This is a genomic window from Bradyrhizobium sp. NAS80.1 (genome assembly GCF_001908205.1).
Taxonomy (GTDB): domain Bacteria; phylum Pseudomonadota; class Alphaproteobacteria; order Rhizobiales; family Xanthobacteraceae; genus Bradyrhizobium.
Window position 1 is genome coordinate 17,029 of the sequence record NZ_LGHL01000142.1, and the last position, 14,594, is coordinate 31,622.

14 protein-coding genes and 1 pseudogene are annotated in these 14,594 nt (G+C 64.4%); 7 read left to right on the forward strand and 8 right to left on the reverse strand.

Going from position 1 to position 14,594, the window contains the following annotated elements; genetic code table 11:
* Positions 1 to 143: 143 nt before the first annotated feature.
* Positions 144 to 1,958 (reverse strand): long-chain-acyl-CoA synthetase, encoded by a 1,815-nt coding sequence (locus AC629_RS29890; protein ID WP_084808439.1) that lies wholly within the window; start codon positions 1,956 to 1,958, stop codon positions 144 to 146.
* Positions 1,959 to 2,187: 229 nt separating this feature from the next.
* Here AC629_RS29890 and AC629_RS29895 point away from each other — a divergent pair, with 229 nt between their 5' ends.
* Together AC629_RS29895 and AC629_RS29900 are read left to right on the forward strand one after the other, a co-directional pair.
* Positions 2,188 to 3,168, forward strand: a complete 981-nt coding sequence (locus tag AC629_RS29895) for a Bug family tripartite tricarboxylate transporter substrate binding protein (protein ID WP_084808440.1) — start codon at positions 2,188 to 2,190, stop codon at positions 3,166 to 3,168.
* Between the two features lie 91 nt (positions 3,169 to 3,259).
* The gene (locus AC629_RS29900) at positions 3,260 to 3,673 is read left to right on the forward strand and encodes a hypothetical protein (protein ID WP_084808441.1); all 414 of its coding nucleotides are present in this window, start codon (positions 3,260 to 3,262) and stop codon (positions 3,671 to 3,673) included.
* A gap of 13 nt (positions 3,674 to 3,686) precedes the next feature.
* On the opposite strand, the gene AC629_RS29905 is transcribed toward AC629_RS29900, so the two are convergent.
* Together AC629_RS29905 and AC629_RS29910 are read right to left on the reverse strand one after the other, a co-directional pair.
* Positions 3,687 to 3,956, reverse strand: coding sequence for a DUF3551 domain-containing protein (locus tag AC629_RS29905; protein WP_084808442.1), 270 nt, complete (start codon positions 3,954 to 3,956; stop codon positions 3,687 to 3,689).
* 32 nt (positions 3,957 to 3,988) lie between these two features.
* Entirely contained in the window at positions 3,989 to 4,267 is a 279-nt protein-coding gene (locus AC629_RS29910; protein WP_084808443.1) for a DUF3551 domain-containing protein, read from the reverse strand.
* A gap of 420 nt (positions 4,268 to 4,687) precedes the next feature.
* On the opposite strand from AC629_RS29910, the gene AC629_RS29915 reads away from it, so the two are divergent.
* A complete protein-coding gene (locus tag AC629_RS29915; protein WP_084808444.1) occupies positions 4,688 to 7,822 on the forward strand; it encodes a multidrug efflux RND transporter permease subunit in 3,135 nt (1,044 codons plus the stop codon).
* Positions 7,823 to 8,063: 241 nt separating this feature from the next.
* Here AC629_RS29915 and htpG read toward each other — a convergent pair whose 3' ends face one another.
* From htpG to AC629_RS49095, 5 genes are all read right to left on the reverse strand, one after another.
* Positions 8,064 to 9,938: a molecular chaperone HtpG gene (htpG, locus tag AC629_RS29920; protein WP_084808445.1), complete on the reverse strand. Its 1,875-nt coding sequence runs from the start codon at positions 9,936 to 9,938 to the stop codon at positions 8,064 to 8,066.
* 122 nt (positions 9,939 to 10,060) lie between these two features.
* A complete protein-coding gene (locus AC629_RS29925; protein ID WP_084808446.1) occupies positions 10,061 to 10,477 on the reverse strand; it encodes a hypothetical protein in 417 nt (138 codons plus the stop codon).
* 743 nt (positions 10,478 to 11,220) lie between these two features.
* Positions 11,221 to 11,712, reverse strand: coding sequence for an SRPBCC family protein (locus tag AC629_RS29930; protein WP_084808447.1), 492 nt, complete (start codon positions 11,710 to 11,712; stop codon positions 11,221 to 11,223).
* Positions 11,709 to 12,083, reverse strand: coding sequence for an ArsR/SmtB family transcription factor (locus AC629_RS29935; protein WP_084808448.1), 375 nt, complete (start codon positions 12,081 to 12,083; stop codon positions 11,709 to 11,711). Before AC629_RS29935 ends, AC629_RS29930 begins: the two co-directional genes overlap by 4 nt.
* 58 nt (positions 12,084 to 12,141) lie before the next feature.
* The gene (locus AC629_RS49095; RefSeq protein WP_245332038.1) at positions 12,142 to 12,426 is read right to left on the reverse strand and encodes a hypothetical protein; all 285 of its coding nucleotides are present in this window, start codon (positions 12,424 to 12,426) and stop codon (positions 12,142 to 12,144) included.
* A gap of 107 nt (positions 12,427 to 12,533) precedes the next feature.
* Here AC629_RS49095 and AC629_RS29945 point away from each other — a divergent pair, with 107 nt between their 5' ends.
* The 4 genes and pseudogenes from AC629_RS29945 (at position 12,534) to AC629_RS50285 (ending at position 14,594) form a co-directional block, all read left to right on the forward strand.
* Entirely contained in the window at positions 12,534 to 13,208 is a 675-nt protein-coding gene (locus AC629_RS29945) for a response regulator transcription factor (RefSeq protein ID WP_084808449.1), read from the forward strand.
* Complete coding sequence (locus tag AC629_RS50275; RefSeq protein ID WP_349531252.1) at positions 13,205 to 13,975, forward strand: hypothetical protein; 771 nt, start codon at positions 13,205 to 13,207, stop codon at positions 13,973 to 13,975. The genes AC629_RS29945 and AC629_RS50275 overlap by 4 nt, the downstream gene beginning before the upstream one ends.
* Positions 13,976 to 13,994: 19 nt before the next feature.
* Positions 13,995 to 14,057, forward strand: a pseudogene (locus AC629_RS50280) (hypothetical protein); the annotation flags it as partial.
* An 18-nt stretch (positions 14,058 to 14,075) separates the two neighbouring features.
* Positions 14,076 to 14,594 carry a sensor histidine kinase gene (locus AC629_RS50285; protein WP_349531253.1) on the forward strand — a complete coding sequence of 173 codons (519 nt, stop codon included), beginning with the start codon at positions 14,076 to 14,078 and terminating at the stop codon, positions 14,592 to 14,594.

The window sequence follows — 14,594 nt, forward strand, 5'->3', positions numbered from 1 at the left end:
GCTCGCTTCTTGTTATCGATTGTTCGTATTGCGGCGGCTCTTGATGACCGCCTCCCCATGGCCCGTGTTGTTTACCCGACAGAAGTAAATGGCTTCTTGGACAATTCAGATAAAATTGGACCTATCTCTGCATTTTCGCGCGGTTAAAGCCGCATCGTGCCGTCGACGATCTGCGCGTACACTTCGGAATCGAGCGCGACATAGGCGTCGGACTTCGGGTCGAGCATAAGCAGCGGATCGGAGATCGCGCCGGGATCGAAGCCTTCGCGCGCAAGGTCGCCCTTCTTTTGCTTGAACGTCTCGGTCGCGTCGATCTCGCAAGAAATGCGGATGAAGACCGGACGCGCGTAGACCGGCAGGCGCTGCGCAAGATGCGCGGGCAGAGCGGCGATGTCAAAACCCTCGTTCACGACGATCGCGCTCATGCCTGCGCGGCCATCAGCGCCGGGGATGCTGACGCCGTAGGTGGTGGCATCGATCACGCCGGTGAAATCGCGCACCGCATCATTCACCTCCGACGTCGCGACGTTCTCGCCCTTCCAACGGAAGGTGTCGCCGATGCGATCGACGAAATGGAAGAATGCCTTGTCGTCGAGCCGCATCAGATCGCCGGTGCGGAACCAGGCATCGCCCTTGGCGAAGACGTCGCGCAGGATCTTCTTCTCGGTCTCGCCGGCATCGGTATAGCCCTCGAAGCGGCCACCGCCCTCGTCCGCAGTGCCGATGCGGCCGATGGCTTCGCCGGCCTCACCGCGAGCGCAGGCGATGCAAAAACCCTCTTCATTGCGCAGCGGCGCGCCTGTGCCGGGATCGAGCTTGACGAGACTTGCGGGAAAACGATGCGCGAGCAGCGGCGGGATGCGGCCAATCGCGCCCGCCTGCCCCTCGACGTTGAATAGCGAGAAATTGCCTTCCGTCGCCGCATAGAATTCGAGGATGCGGGGGATCGCGAAACGCGCCTGGAAATCCTCCCAGATGTCGCCGCGCAGGCCGTTGCCGCAGACGAGCCGCAGGCGATGGCGGTTCTCATATTCCGACGGCGGCGCCTTGAGCAGATAGCGGCAGAGCTCGCCGATATACTGGAACAGCGTGCAGTCGTGCCGAACGATGTCGGGCCAGAAGTTCGAGGCCGAGAATTTCTCCGCGATCACCGCCGAGCCGCCGGCAGCCAGCATGCTGCACGGCGCGACAATGCCGCCGACCGAGTGGAACAGCGGCAGGCAGTCATAGAGGCGATCCTCCGGCGTCGCGCCGGTGAGGCCTGCGAACCAGAAACCCCAATTGAGGATGCGGCGGTGGCCGATGCTGGCAGCCTTCGGCAGGCCCGTGGTGCCGGACGTGTAGATCAGCAGCGCACGGTCGTCGATGCTGACGTTGCCATGCTCATCCGGCGCGAGCGGGCCGTCGGCGAGTGCGGCGAGCGCGACGTCGATCGCGCGTTCCCTGCGGGCATCGCCATGGACCCAGATCGTTGGGCTCGTCTTCAGGTAAGGCGATGCGCCGTCCAGCATCTCCGTCAGCTCATGCGCGACGATGATGTGCGAGGGCTTTGCGACGTCGATGCAGTGCGCGAGCGATTGCCCGACGAGCTTGGTGTTGATCAGCGCCACCACGCCGCCGACCCGGCTGATGCCAAGCCAGGCGGCGACATAGTCGATACCGTTCGGCATGATCAGGGCGACGGTGTCGCCCCTGTCCACGCCGACCGCGCGCGCCCAACGCGCGTAGCGGTTGATGCGCTTGGACAGGCCTTCGTAATTGAGGGCTGCATCGTCGGCGACCAGCGCGACGCGATCGGGCTGGCGCTGCGCCCAGTCGTCGATGACGTCGGCGAACAGGCGACCCGGCAGCGTCTCGATCCGCGCGGTGAGTTCGATGGCCTTCAGCCAGATTTTCGAGGTCGAGGGTGCGCGCGCGGCCTTCGGCTGCGTGATGACGCCGGTGGTCATATCGTTCATCTTTCGGGCGGTCTCTGCTTCCGGCAAATTAGACCCGCGAGCCCTGCCCAGGTGTTAAGAGACAAGGTAAAACCCGGTTAGCCGACGATTAACTCCAGTCATCCTTTACCAAGCCGACGGGATCGGCGTGCGCTGCGGCGCAATTCTTGCGATAGCAAAGCCAGTCATTTTGGCACGCTGCACGTGCCCCCCTTCCCCGCACGCTTGGCGAGGCGAACTGGAGGCTCTTATGATCACCAGAAGATTTCTCCTCCAATCGGCCACCTGTTCGGCAGCCGCGCTCGCCGCGTCGCGTGCTTTCGCGCTCGGCAATCCGTCCTATCCGTCGCGCAGCGTGAAATGGGTGGTGCCTTATGCACCGGGCGGCGCCACCGACGTGCTGTCGCGGCTGCTCTGCCAGCGCCTGTCCGACAGGCTCGGCCAGAGCTTCGTCGTCGAGAACAAGCCCGGCGCCGGCAGCAATATCGGGACACAGGCGGTCATCACGTCCGCGCCCGACGGCTACACGCTGCTGCTGACCTCGACCGCGAACGCGATCAATGCCTCGTTCGATCCGGCGCTGCCTTACGATTTCGCCAAGGACATCGCGCCGGTCGCAGGTGTCGCACGGATCCCGCTGGTGCTGGTCGTCAACAACGACCTGCCCGTGAAGACCATCGCCGACTTCGTTGCCTATGCGAAGGCCAATCCCGGCAAGTTGTCGATTGCCTCCTCAGGCATCGGCACCTCGCTGCATCTCTCCGGCGAATTGTTCAAGGCTCTCGCCGGCGTGCGATTCACCCATGTGGCCTATCGCGGTTCGGCGCCGGGCCTGACCGACGTGATGAGCGGCCAGATCCAGGGCATGTTCGACAACGTCACCTCGTCCTTCGAGCTGGTGCGCGCCGGCAAGCTGCGCGCGCTCGGCGTCACCACGCGCGAGCGCTCCGCGACCCTGCCGGACGTGCCGCCGATCGCGGACACGCTTCCCGGCTACGAAACCTCATCGTTCTACGGCGTGGGCGCGCCGCACGACACGCCGCGCGAGATCGTCGAGCTGCTCAATCGCGAGATCGACGCCGCGCTGTCCGACGCCGAGATCAGGGCGCGCATCGCCGAGCTCGGCGCAATCCCGCTGCACGGCAACGCCAATGAGTTCGGCGGCATGCTGACGGCGGAGACCGACCGCTGGCGCAAGGTGGTGGAGCTGTCGGGGATCCGGAAGGAGTAGCGGCGGGAACGCAGCTTGCGTCCTGCCTGTCCACACCCACCATTCCTAGCGGCTTGCGTTCGCGTCACGTGCACGCGCATTTTGCCGCGCCATGACGACCAAATCCCGCGAGCGAATCTATGGTGCATCCGTCCGCGCGGCGGCGGAGCGCGCGGCCGAAGCGCGGAAGGACGCTGATCGTCTCGCCTGCGAGGCCTGGAACAAGCGGATGCTCGGGTTCCGCGGCCCTGCGCAGCCGTCGCCGGTGCTGGGAGACGCGCTGAATGCCGGCTATTGCTATCTCGAAGTGAAGTGTCTGGGCTGCGAGACGCATCAGACAGTGGCGCTCGACATCGTCAGGCGCAGGAAGTCGACGCCAATCCACGAACTCGAACGCGCCATGCGCTGCCGGCAGTGCTCGGAACGGACGGGGCGCCCCTACAAGCGCAGCCATCTGATCGCGCTTCGCAGGACCAAGATCTCCGCGAACGATCCGCGCTCGGACTGGTGGCCTGGGGAGCGGTGACGGCGCGCGGCGCTTAGCCGCCGCGCCTGTAGCGACGGCGCGGCGTCGGTTCGCGGACGGGATAATAGGGATTGAGATCGCAGGTGGCGGGACGGCCGGAAGCCGTCGCGCGGCACTGCGGCAGCGAGGTGAAGGAACAATCGTACCACTCACCGCCGCCCCCGTTTGCGCCGGAATAGACGTGCATGCAGACCGGGTAGCTCGGATCGAAGGTCTGGGCCCGCGTCGGCGCGGCCGCCAGTAGCGCACCGACAGTGATGATCAGCCCGAATAGGATACGCATGAGGGATGTTCCTGCGCGCCGGCCGCAGGTCGCTAATGCACTTTCTTGTGACGGCGAGGCGGAGGCGGCGGCGGTTCGTTAAAGGCATAGTAGGGATTGAGATCGCAGCTCGCGGCGCGGCCCGAAGCCGTGGCTTGGCACTGCGGCAGCGAAGTAAAGGAGCAGTCATAAAACTCGCCGCCACCGCCGCGGCCACCCAGCGAATAGACTTTCATGCAGACCGGGTAGCGCGGATCATAGGTCTGGGCGCTGGCGTCTGCCGCCACGAACAGCGTGGCAATCGCGGTAAGGGTCAGGAGAGGCAGGCGCATCGGACATTTCCTCGAATCGGTGGCAACTGCATGCGTTATGCTATTTCGATATGGCACAACAGCGCGGAAGAAGCGATCATTCCTGATCATACCTCTCCCGCTTGTGACACACGCCGAAACAGATGAGACACGGCGCCGAAACGATCCGAAACCGGGAAAGCGCTCCGTTTTCGGCCTGCACTGAACGCATATCTCGCTGCCGGTTTCCTTCGACAAAGGTCGCAAGAACCCGGCGCAGGAATCCGTTCGCAGGCCTGGGCGAACGGACTAGTCTTTCGATCATAACGCCGGCCCCGGACCGACGGCGATCCAGGGCAATGAACAAACACATGGGCTAAAGGAAACGCACATTCGCGCTCTCGAGCGCGGCTCCGTCGTGCGCGGGGAGAAGATGCACTGGCCCGCCTGTGGTCTCACGGCATGCAAGAGAGCTTCTCGTCTCCGTTCATCCGCTATCCGATCGGCACCTCGCTGCTGATGGCGGGCATACTATTCGTAGGCCTTGTGGCCTACCCTCTGCTGCCGGTTGCGCCGCTGCCCCAGGTCGACTTTCCGACCATCCAGGTCTCCGCATCGCTTCCGGGCGGCAGCCCCGAAACCATGGCCTCCTCCGTGGCACAGCCGCTCGAGCGCCAGCTTGCGCAGATCCCCGGCATCACGCAGATGACTTCAACGAGCTCGCTCGGCTCGACATCGATCACCATCCAGTTCGATCTCAACCGCCTGATCGATGCCGCCGCCAATGACGTGCAGGCTGCGATCAACGCGGCGAGCGGCCAGTTGCCGAAGAACCTGCCCTCGCCGCCGACCTATCGGAAGGTCAACCCGGCGGACTCACCGATCATGATCCTGTCGGCGACCTCCGACACGCTGCCGCTCACCACCGTCAGCGACCTCACCGACGCCCAGCTCGCGCAGCAGATCAGCCAGCTTCCCGGCGTGGCACAGGTGTTCGTCGGCGGGCAGCAGAAGCCCTCGGTGCGCATCCAGGTCGATCCGGCCAAGCTCGTCGCCAAGGGATTGTCGCTGGAGGACGTGCGCAGCCAGATCGCGAACGCCACCACGGACAGCCCGAAAGGCAACATCGACGGTACGCGGCGCGCCTACACCATCTACGCCAACGACCAGCTGCTTGAGGCCTCGCACTGGAAGGACATCATCGTCGCCTATCGCAGCGGCGCGCCCTTGCGGATTCGCGACATCGGCGAGGCCGTGTCCGGGCCGGAGGACATGAAGACCGCGGCCTGGGCCGACGGCAAGCGCGGCGTGTTCCTGGTCATTTTCAAGCAGCCCGGCGCCAACGTCATCGAGACGGTCGACCGTATCAAGGAGAAACTGCCACGGCTGATCGCGGCGATCCCGCCCGCGGTCAAGATCAAGATCATCAGCGACCGCACCATCACCATCCGCGCCGCCGTCGATGACGTGCAGATCACGCTCATGATCACCATCGCGCTGGTGGTGATGGTCATCTTCGTCTTCCTGCGCAGCTTCTGGGCGACGATCATCCCGAGCATCACTGTACCGCTGGCGCTGCTCGGAGCCTGCTCGCTGATGTGGGTGTTCGGCTACTCGCTGGACAATCTCTCGCTGATGGCGCTGACCATCGCGGTCGGATTCGTGGTCGACGACGCGATCGTGATGCTGGAGAACATCACGCGCTATGTCGAGCGGGGGGAGAGCCCGGTCACCGCCGCCTACAAGGGCGCGGCCGAGATCGGCTTCACCATCGTCTCCATCAGCGTCTCGCTGGTCGCCGTGCTGATCCCGCTGCTGCTGATGGGCGGCATCATCGGCCGGCTGTTCCGCGAGTTCGCCGTGACGCTGTCGATGGCGATCTTCGTCTCGCTCGTGGTGTCGCTGACCCTGACGCCGATGATGGCCTCACGCTTCCTGCGCTCCGACGACGAGGCCCGGCGCAGCCGCTTCTACCAGTGGAGCGAGCGGATGTTCGTGCGCCTGCTCGGCGCCTATGAGCGCGGGCTGGACCTCGCGTTGCGGCACAGCTTCGTCACGCTTCTCATCTTCTTCGGCACCGTCGCGCTGTCGGCACTGCTGTTCATCCTGATCCCCAAGGGCTTCTTCCCGCAGCAGGACAACGGCTTCCTCACCGCGGTGTCCGAAATGCCCCAGGACATCTCCTTCACCGAAATGAAGCGGCGGCAGGAGGAACTCAATGCCATCGTGCAGGCCGATCCTGCCGTCGATTCCATCGCGATGTTCATCGGCGGGGGCGGCACGGCGCTGAACTCGGGGCGCATGTACGTCACGCTGAAGCCGATCGGGGAGCGCGACGCCAATGCACAACAGATCATCGCGCGGCTGCGGCCGAAGCTCGCCAGGGTCGAAGGCGCACGCCTCTATATGCAGGCCTCGCAAGACGTCCGCCTCGGCGGCCGCGCCACTCGCACCCAGTTCGAGTTCACGCTCCAGGACGCCAATCTCGACGAACTGAACGAGTGGGCGCCAAAGATCCTGGAAAGCATGAAAGGGCTACCGCAGCTCCGCGACGTCGCGACCGACCAGCAGACCGAAGGCACGACACTGCAGCTCAAGATCAACCGCGACACCGCCTCACGCTATGGCATCCAGCCGCAGCTGATCGACGACACGCTTTATGATGCCTTCGGCCAGCGCCAGGTGGCGCAATATTTCACGCAGACCAACAGCTACCACGTGATACTCGAGATCACGCCGGCTCTGCAGGGCAGGCTCGACTCGCTCGACAAGATCTACATCAAGTCGCCGCTGTCCGGCGAAGAGGTGCCGCTCTCGGTGATGTGCAGCTGGACCGACGAGCCGGTGCGGCCGCTCGCGATCGCGCATCAGGGCCAGTTTCCGGCGGTGACGATCAGCTTCAACCTTGCCGACGGCGTGGCGCTGGGACAGGCCACCGACGCCGTGCTGCACGCGGTCGACGGGATAGGCGCGCCGCCGACCCTGTCGATGAGTTTCCAGGGCACCGCGCAGGCGTTCCAGCAATCGCTCGGCACCGTGCCGATGCTGATCCTCGCCGCACTCGTCGTGGTCTATCTGGTGCTGGGCGTGCTCTACGAGAGCTACATCCACCCGCTGACCATTCTATCCACGCTGCCGTCGGCCGGCGTCGGCGCGATCGCGATCCTGATGATCTTCGGCTTCGATTTCAGCCTCATCGCCCTGATCGGCGTCATTCTGCTGATCGGCATCGTCAAGAAGAACGGCATCATGATGGTGGACTTCGCTATCGTCGCCGAGCGCGAGCAGCATCTGACGCCGGAGCAATCGATCCGCCAGGCCGCGCTGCTGCGCTTCCGTCCGATCATGATGACGACGATGGCGGCCCTGCTGGGCGGCGTTCCCCTGATGCTCGGAACCGGCACTGGCGCCGAAATCCGCCAGCCGCTCGGCTACGCCATGGTCGGCGGCCTGCTGGTGAGCCAGGCGCTGACGCTGTTCACGACCCCCGTCGTCTATCTCTACCTCGACCGCTTCTCCAACCTGCTCACGCGCTGGATGGAGAAGAAGCCGCAAGCGGAGGCCGCGAGCGAGGAGCGGAAGGATGCGGCGGAGTAGTCGGCCGCTCCTCAGCAACAGCTGCCCGAGAGACCCCAGATGCGTTCCCTCCCCCCTTGCGGGGAGGGTTAGGGAGGGGGGGGGGTGCCACACGGCACGCTTTCTCTGTTGAGCGACCGCGCAGTTCGCGACGACGACAAATACCATTTCCTGGGCCACCCCTCTTCCCCACCCTCCCCCGCAAGGGGGGAGGGAGCGCAGCGGAGCAAGCAGCGCGAAGTTCGCTCGCAACCTAAGTTCGCTAGCCCAGCCCCTGCAGCACCAGCCGATTCAGCCTTGCCGCAAACGCAGCCGGGTCTTCCGGCAATTCGCCATCCAAAATCTGCGCCTGCTCGAGCAGCAGCAGGCTGAGATCGTCGACGACCTTGGAGCCGGCTTGCGCCTTGGTGATCGCAACCACCATCGGGTGGCGCAGGTTGATCTCGAGGACCGGCTTGGTGCGCATGCCGCGGTTCTGCTGCGACAGGATGCGCTCGAGCTCGCGGCTCGGACCCTGGCTGTCGGCGACGAGGCAGGAGGCCGAGCTGGTGAGGCGCGTCGAGGCCTTGACGTCGCTGACGCGCTCGCCTAGCGCGGCCTTGATCACCGCGATGGTGGCCGCTTCATCGGCGGCCGGCGCGTCCGTCTTCGCCTCGTCTTTGTCGTCGACGCGCGGGATCAGGTCGAGATTGAGATCGCCCTGGCTCAGCGATTTCAGCGGCTTGCCCTCGAACTCCGTCGGCATCGAGGTCCAGAAGGCATCGACCGGATCGGAGAGCAGCAGCACCTCGATGCCGCGCGCGGTCGCGGCCTCGAGCCGCGGATTGGACTTCAGCCGCTCAATGCTGTCACCGACGAGATAGTAGATCTCGGTCTGGTTCGGCTTGAAATCGGCGATGACCTGCTTCAGCGAACGCTTCTCGCCCGACGTCGTGGTGAAGCGCGACAGCGCAAGCAGCTTCTCGCGGCGCTCGAAATCCTCGTAGATGCCTTCCTTCAGCACCGCGCCGAAAGCGTCCCAGATCTTGGCAAAATTATCCGCATCCTTCTCCGCGAGGCTTTCGAGCTCGGACAGGACGCGCGTCGCCACCGCTTTCCGGATCTGCGCCAGCTGCGGATTGTTCTGGAGCATCTCGCGCGAGATGTTGAGCGGGAGATCCTCGCTGTCGACAACGCCGCGGATGAAGCGCAGATAGCCCGGCAAGAGGTCGGCATCATCGGTGATGAAGACGCGCCGGACGTAGAGCTTGACGCGGCCCTTGCGCGAGGGCTCGAACAGGTCGAACGGCTTGGTCGAGGGCGCGAACAGCAGCACGGCGTAGGAATACCGGCCCTCCGCGCGATAGTGCAGTGTCATTGCGGGATCGTCGAAGGCGGATGCGATTTGCTGATAGGCCTTCTTGTAGTCCTCCGCAGTCAGCTCGGATTTGGAGCGCTGCCACAGCGCGCTCGCCGAATTGATCTGGCGCGGCTCGCCCTCTTCCGGGACGAGCTCGATCGGAAACAGGATGTTGTCGGAATAGGCGCCGACGATGCGCTCGATCTCGTAAGCCTCGAGGTATTTCCTGGCGTCGTCCTTCAGGTGCAGGACGATCTCGGTGCCGCGCGTCACGCGCGCCGCATCCTCGTCACTCGCCCGCGCGATCTCGAAGCCGGAGCCGCCCGAGGATGTCCAGGTCCAGACATCGCTCTCGCCCGCGCGGCGGCTAATGACCATGATCTTATCGGCGACCATGAAGGCGGAATAGAAGCCGACGCCGAACTGGCCGATCAGGCCAAGGCCGTCCTTGGCCTCCTTGAGCTTCGACACGAACGCCTTGGTTCCGGAGCGGGCGATGGTGCCGAGATGGTCGATCAGCTCCTGGCGCTCCATGCCGATGCCGTTGTCGGCGATCGTCAGCGTTCCGGCCGTCTTGTTCGGGATGATGCGGATCTTGAGCGCGTCGCCCTCGCCGAGCAGCGCCGGATTGGCGATGGCCTCATAGCGCAGCTTGTCGCAGGCATCCGAGGCGTTGGAGACGAGCTCGCGCAGGAAGATGTCGGTTTCGGAATAGACGGAGTGCACCATGAGGTGCAACAGCTCGGAAACTTCTGCCTGGAAAGGCTGCGTATGCGCGGCCGTATCTGACGTCGTCATGCGTTTACCCGGTCAATCGGAAGTGGAGAAAGCCGGGATATAACGCGATGGGATAGGGGATCAAGTGCACGGATCGCCCTCCTGGCGGGAGGGCGGTTGGTTCGTGGTAGTGGCCAAGCAGGTCAGGTCACGCAGCGGCCGGGCTGGAGCAGCTTGGCGACCTCGGTGAGGGAGCTGACCATCGGCTCGCAGGCAATCGTCGGCTTGTTGCGGCCCTGCTTCTGGAGCAGCACCGGCGGCTTGGCGTTGCCGGTCTCGATCACCGCGGGGACCCGCAGCAGGACCGACGTATCGGCGAGGTCATTCAGGCGCATCGACACCGTGCGGGTCTGAACCGCCGCCGGCTTGACCCCGGCGAGCCGGTCGGCCTTGCCGGAACGATTGACATTGTGGCCCGGCTTGTCGGCCGTGTCGGCAAGCGCCTGCCAGCGGTCGGCCAGATCGTGGCCGGAGGACAGTTGCATCGCGCCCGCCTGTACGGCGCCAATCGTCGCGGCAATCGCGACCGCACCCAAAAATACCTTTTGAATCTGTGACATGGCTGTCTGTCCCTCGCCCCATGGCGATCACGGGAACAACGCGAGGAGACGACCGGGAGTTCTCGGCCGTTAAGATCACTTAACCGTGTGCGAAAAAAGTCGCAGGGCGCACAAAATATTTCACAAACTTTGGAACGACTCCCGCGCCTGCGAGTCGTTTCAACAGCCGGCTATTCCCCCCTGCCCCATAAGCCGGCGACGTAGGCCGCGACTGTGGTGATGCCAGTCGCGGCTTACTTGTTTCTGCGACATCAACGGCTTAGTTCGGCACTGGCAGCCGGCCCTGAGGGCGCCCCTTAGCGCAGCGCTCCGGGTGCGAAGTTGCGCGACGCCGTTGTGTGACTGGCCTTCCCCAACTTTACGTTGGTCTCCCGTTCTTGCCCCCACGCACCCGGGGCGGGGCAAGACCACGGGTTGCGTCTCGATAGCAAGGCTTGCTGGTCCCGTGACGATTTCACCATGCCGCATTCCGCATCAGGATAACCAAGCGTCGCGAAGACGCGCTTGCCGGCCTGAGAGTCGGCGTGGCCTTGGTGCGCCCCTTCGATGACGCCCGGCAGTGCGAGTGCCGCTTTGCGAAGGCGAGCTATCGACATGAAGCCTTCCTGTACGCAACCAGGACGCCCCGCTTCTGCGCAGAAGACGGGCGGGGCTGGTGTCCCGCCTTCTGCGCTTCACGTGCGGACCTCTGCGGAGTCACTGCAAAGCCGCAGGGTCCGTCCACGTCCGTAAAGGCGCTACGGTCAGGAGTGCATCCTTCCGGACTTGATGTACTCCACCATTTGTTTCACGACGGTGCCCCAACCGTCATGAAATCCCATCTCCTCGTGCTTCTTGCGCGCTTCGTCGTTGCCGTGAATGGCGACGGCCTTGTAGTGCGCGCCGTTGCCCTTCTTCGAAAGCTCGAGAACGGCAGTGAAGAAAGGTCTGGGCGCCGGACGGTAGCCGCCAAGCAGCGTATCGGTCATGACGAGACGTTCGAACGGGGTTACTTCGAGATAGGATTGAGTGTTCGGGAATTCATGACCGTCAGGCGAGCGCATGGTGAAGTTGATCGCCCCTCCGGGGCGCACATCCAGCTCGCAAGCAGTGATCTCCCAAGGCTTCGGCGCGAACCAGTTGCGCAGATGTTCGGCTGTGGTCCATGCTTTCCAGACGAGTTCGACGGGAACGTCAATCTCTCTTTCGAGCACAAGATCAAGTTTCGGATCGATCTTGATGACGGATGAGGTCACTTCAAAGTCTCCTGTTTCATCTTCATGAGATAGCTATCGAGTTGATCAAGGCGCCGCTCCCAAAGGGAGCGCTGCCGGGCAAGCCAGTTCTCGGCCACCTTCATTTGCTCCGGCACGAGCTCGTAGGTCCTGACGCGCCCCGCCTTGCGCGAGCGAACAAGCCCGCTGCGTTCCAACACCTTGAGGTGTTCAACGAAGGAGGGCAGTGCCATGTCGTAGAGTTCAGCGAGATCACTGACCGAGGCCGCGCGAGCACTGAGCCGACCCAGGACGTCGCGCCTTGTTGGATCGGATAGCGCTCGAAAGACGCCATCGATGATCGCGGGCGATACCTCGCCCTGCGGCTTGGTGCCACCTGCCTGGGGGACCATCAATTTGGCTCCTTCCTTGGCGCCGAAGGGCGTCGTCCCGTTCGGCGTTAGCTGCTTCCTATCGCGAGAAAATACTTAGGTCAATCCCTAAGTATTTTTTTCGGTTTCGCGGGCTCGACAGACACGGCTGTTCTATCGGGGACCCTTGATGCTTGCGCACGGTCGGCAGCGTCTGGCCGATCAGCGTCATCCAGCAATGATTGCCGCGATAGGCATTGGTGAGCTGCTGATAGAACGAGGGCCGCAGCAGCACGTATTTGCCGTACGGCAGGATGATCAAGCCGGCCCCAATGATGGCTTCAGTCTCACTCGAAAATTGCGAGAATCTGTCGCGAATGCGCATCTGTCGTAAGAACCATCCGCGACGTTCTCGCCTGGCGGGGCCGCAAGGTTGTCGCAATGAATTGGACATAAAACCGGCGGCGACGAGCGCGAAGGAGAGACATCTCGATGCGGGTGCTGTTGGTGGAAGACGAGCCGGAAATGGTCACGGCGCTGCGCGCTGCGCTCGCGCGCCACGACATGCTCGTCGATCACGCGCCAGACCTGTGCGAGGCCGACGTGATCGCGGCCGAGGGCAATTACGATGCGATCGTGCTCGATCGCCAGTTGCCTGACGGCGACGGCCTGTCGCTGATCCCGAAACTGCGCGAGCGCGGCAATGCCGTTCCGGTGCTTGTGCTCACCGCCCGCGGGGAGCTCGCCGACCGCGTCAGTGGTCTCGACAAGGGTGCGGACGACTATCTCGGCAAGCCCTTTGCGTTCGAGGAGTTGCTGGCGCGGCTGCGGGCGCTGCTGCGCCGCCCCGCCAACGTGCAGAGCGACGTTGCACGGATCGGCCGCCTGGCGTTCGACTCCGGCCACCGCGAGGCCAGTGTCGACGGCCGGCCACTCGACCTGCCGCGACGCGAACTGCTGCTCTTGGAGGCGCTACTGCATCGCATGGGACGCATGGTGCAGCGCTCGACGCTGATGGAGGCGGTCTACGGTCTCGACGACGCCGTTCAGCCCAACGCGCTTGATACGCATGTGTCTCGCCTGCGCCGCAGGCTCGCCGAATTGGACGCCGGCGTGACGATCAACGGCGTCCGAGGCCTGGGCTATGTCCTGCGGGAGACGACGTGAGCGCGCTGCGACCGCACTCCCTGACCTGGCGCCTGGTCGGGCGCCTGGCGGGCTTGCAGGCGATCATGCTGACGCTCCTGATCCTCCTGGTCGGGCTCGCTGCGATCGTGCTGCTGCGCGCCGGGCTGCTCCTCGACGACTATGAAGGCAATACGGTCGATACGCTGAAGGACGCGATCGCACGCGACGCGGCCAGCGGACTGACGCTGCGCCAGACACCCGAATTGTCGGCCCTTCGATCCGAGCATTCCGACCTCTGGTTCGTGATCCGCGACGCACAGGGCCATCAGCTCTCCGAAGGTACTGTCCCGTCGGAATTCGCACCGATCGCATCCGCGCTCGATCATGTGAGCGACGCGCGGCTGCGCTGGAATGCAGCAAAGCCGTCGCCGCCAGCGGGGCTCGTCAAATGGGTCGACACCGCTGCCGGGCGGATCCAGATCCTGACCGGGACATACGGTCAGCTCTCCATCTGGCGGGCGCTGGCCAGCACGCCACTGCTGTTCGTCAACGTGATTCTCCCGATCGTCGTCCTGATGACGCTAGCGACGCTGGTCGCGACGCCGTTCGTGGTACGCCGGGCCATGAAGGGACTGGGGCAGGCCGCGGCGCAGGCGGAACGGATCGACATCGACAAGCGCGGCGTGCAGTTGCCGCTCGACGAGGTGCCGATCGAGATTGCTCCGCTGGTCAAGGCCATCAACGACGCACTCGGCCGTCTCGACAAGGGTTCGTCACCGGCGCTTCCTCGCCGATGCCGCGCATGAGCTCAGGACCCCGATCGCGATCCTTTCGACGCGTGTATCCTCGCTCGAGGCAGGTCCGGAGAAGACGTGCCTGCTCGAGGACGCCACCCGCCTCAGCGTCTTGGCCGGCCAGCTTCTCGATCTCCAGCGTCTCGACCAGGGCACGGACGCGTTCGTCGCGGTCGATCTGGTGGGCGTTGCCCGACGGGTTGTGCTTGAGCTGGCACCGCTCGCCTTCGCCGCAGGCTACGAGATGTCCTTCGAGCATGACGACGAGGCCGTCGTCGTGACCGGTGACCAGACCTCGCTCGAACGCGCGGTCACCAATCTGGTGCAGAATGCCATCGACCATGGCCGGCGCCGCGGAACCATCCTGGTGCGGGCAACGAACGACCGCTGCATCGAGGTCTCCGACGACGGCGACGGCATCCCGCCCACGGAGCGCGACCAGATCTTCGAGCCGTTCCATCGGCTGCATCAGGGCGGCCGCGGCGCCGGTCTCGGCCTCGATCTCGTGCAATCCATCATGCGCCTACACGGCGGCCACGTCGAAGCCGATCAGTCGCTCTCCGGCGGCGCCTGCATGCGCATGGTCTTCCCGAGAGCCGAGGTGGCCGGGAGCGGGGCCCCCGCGGGCTGA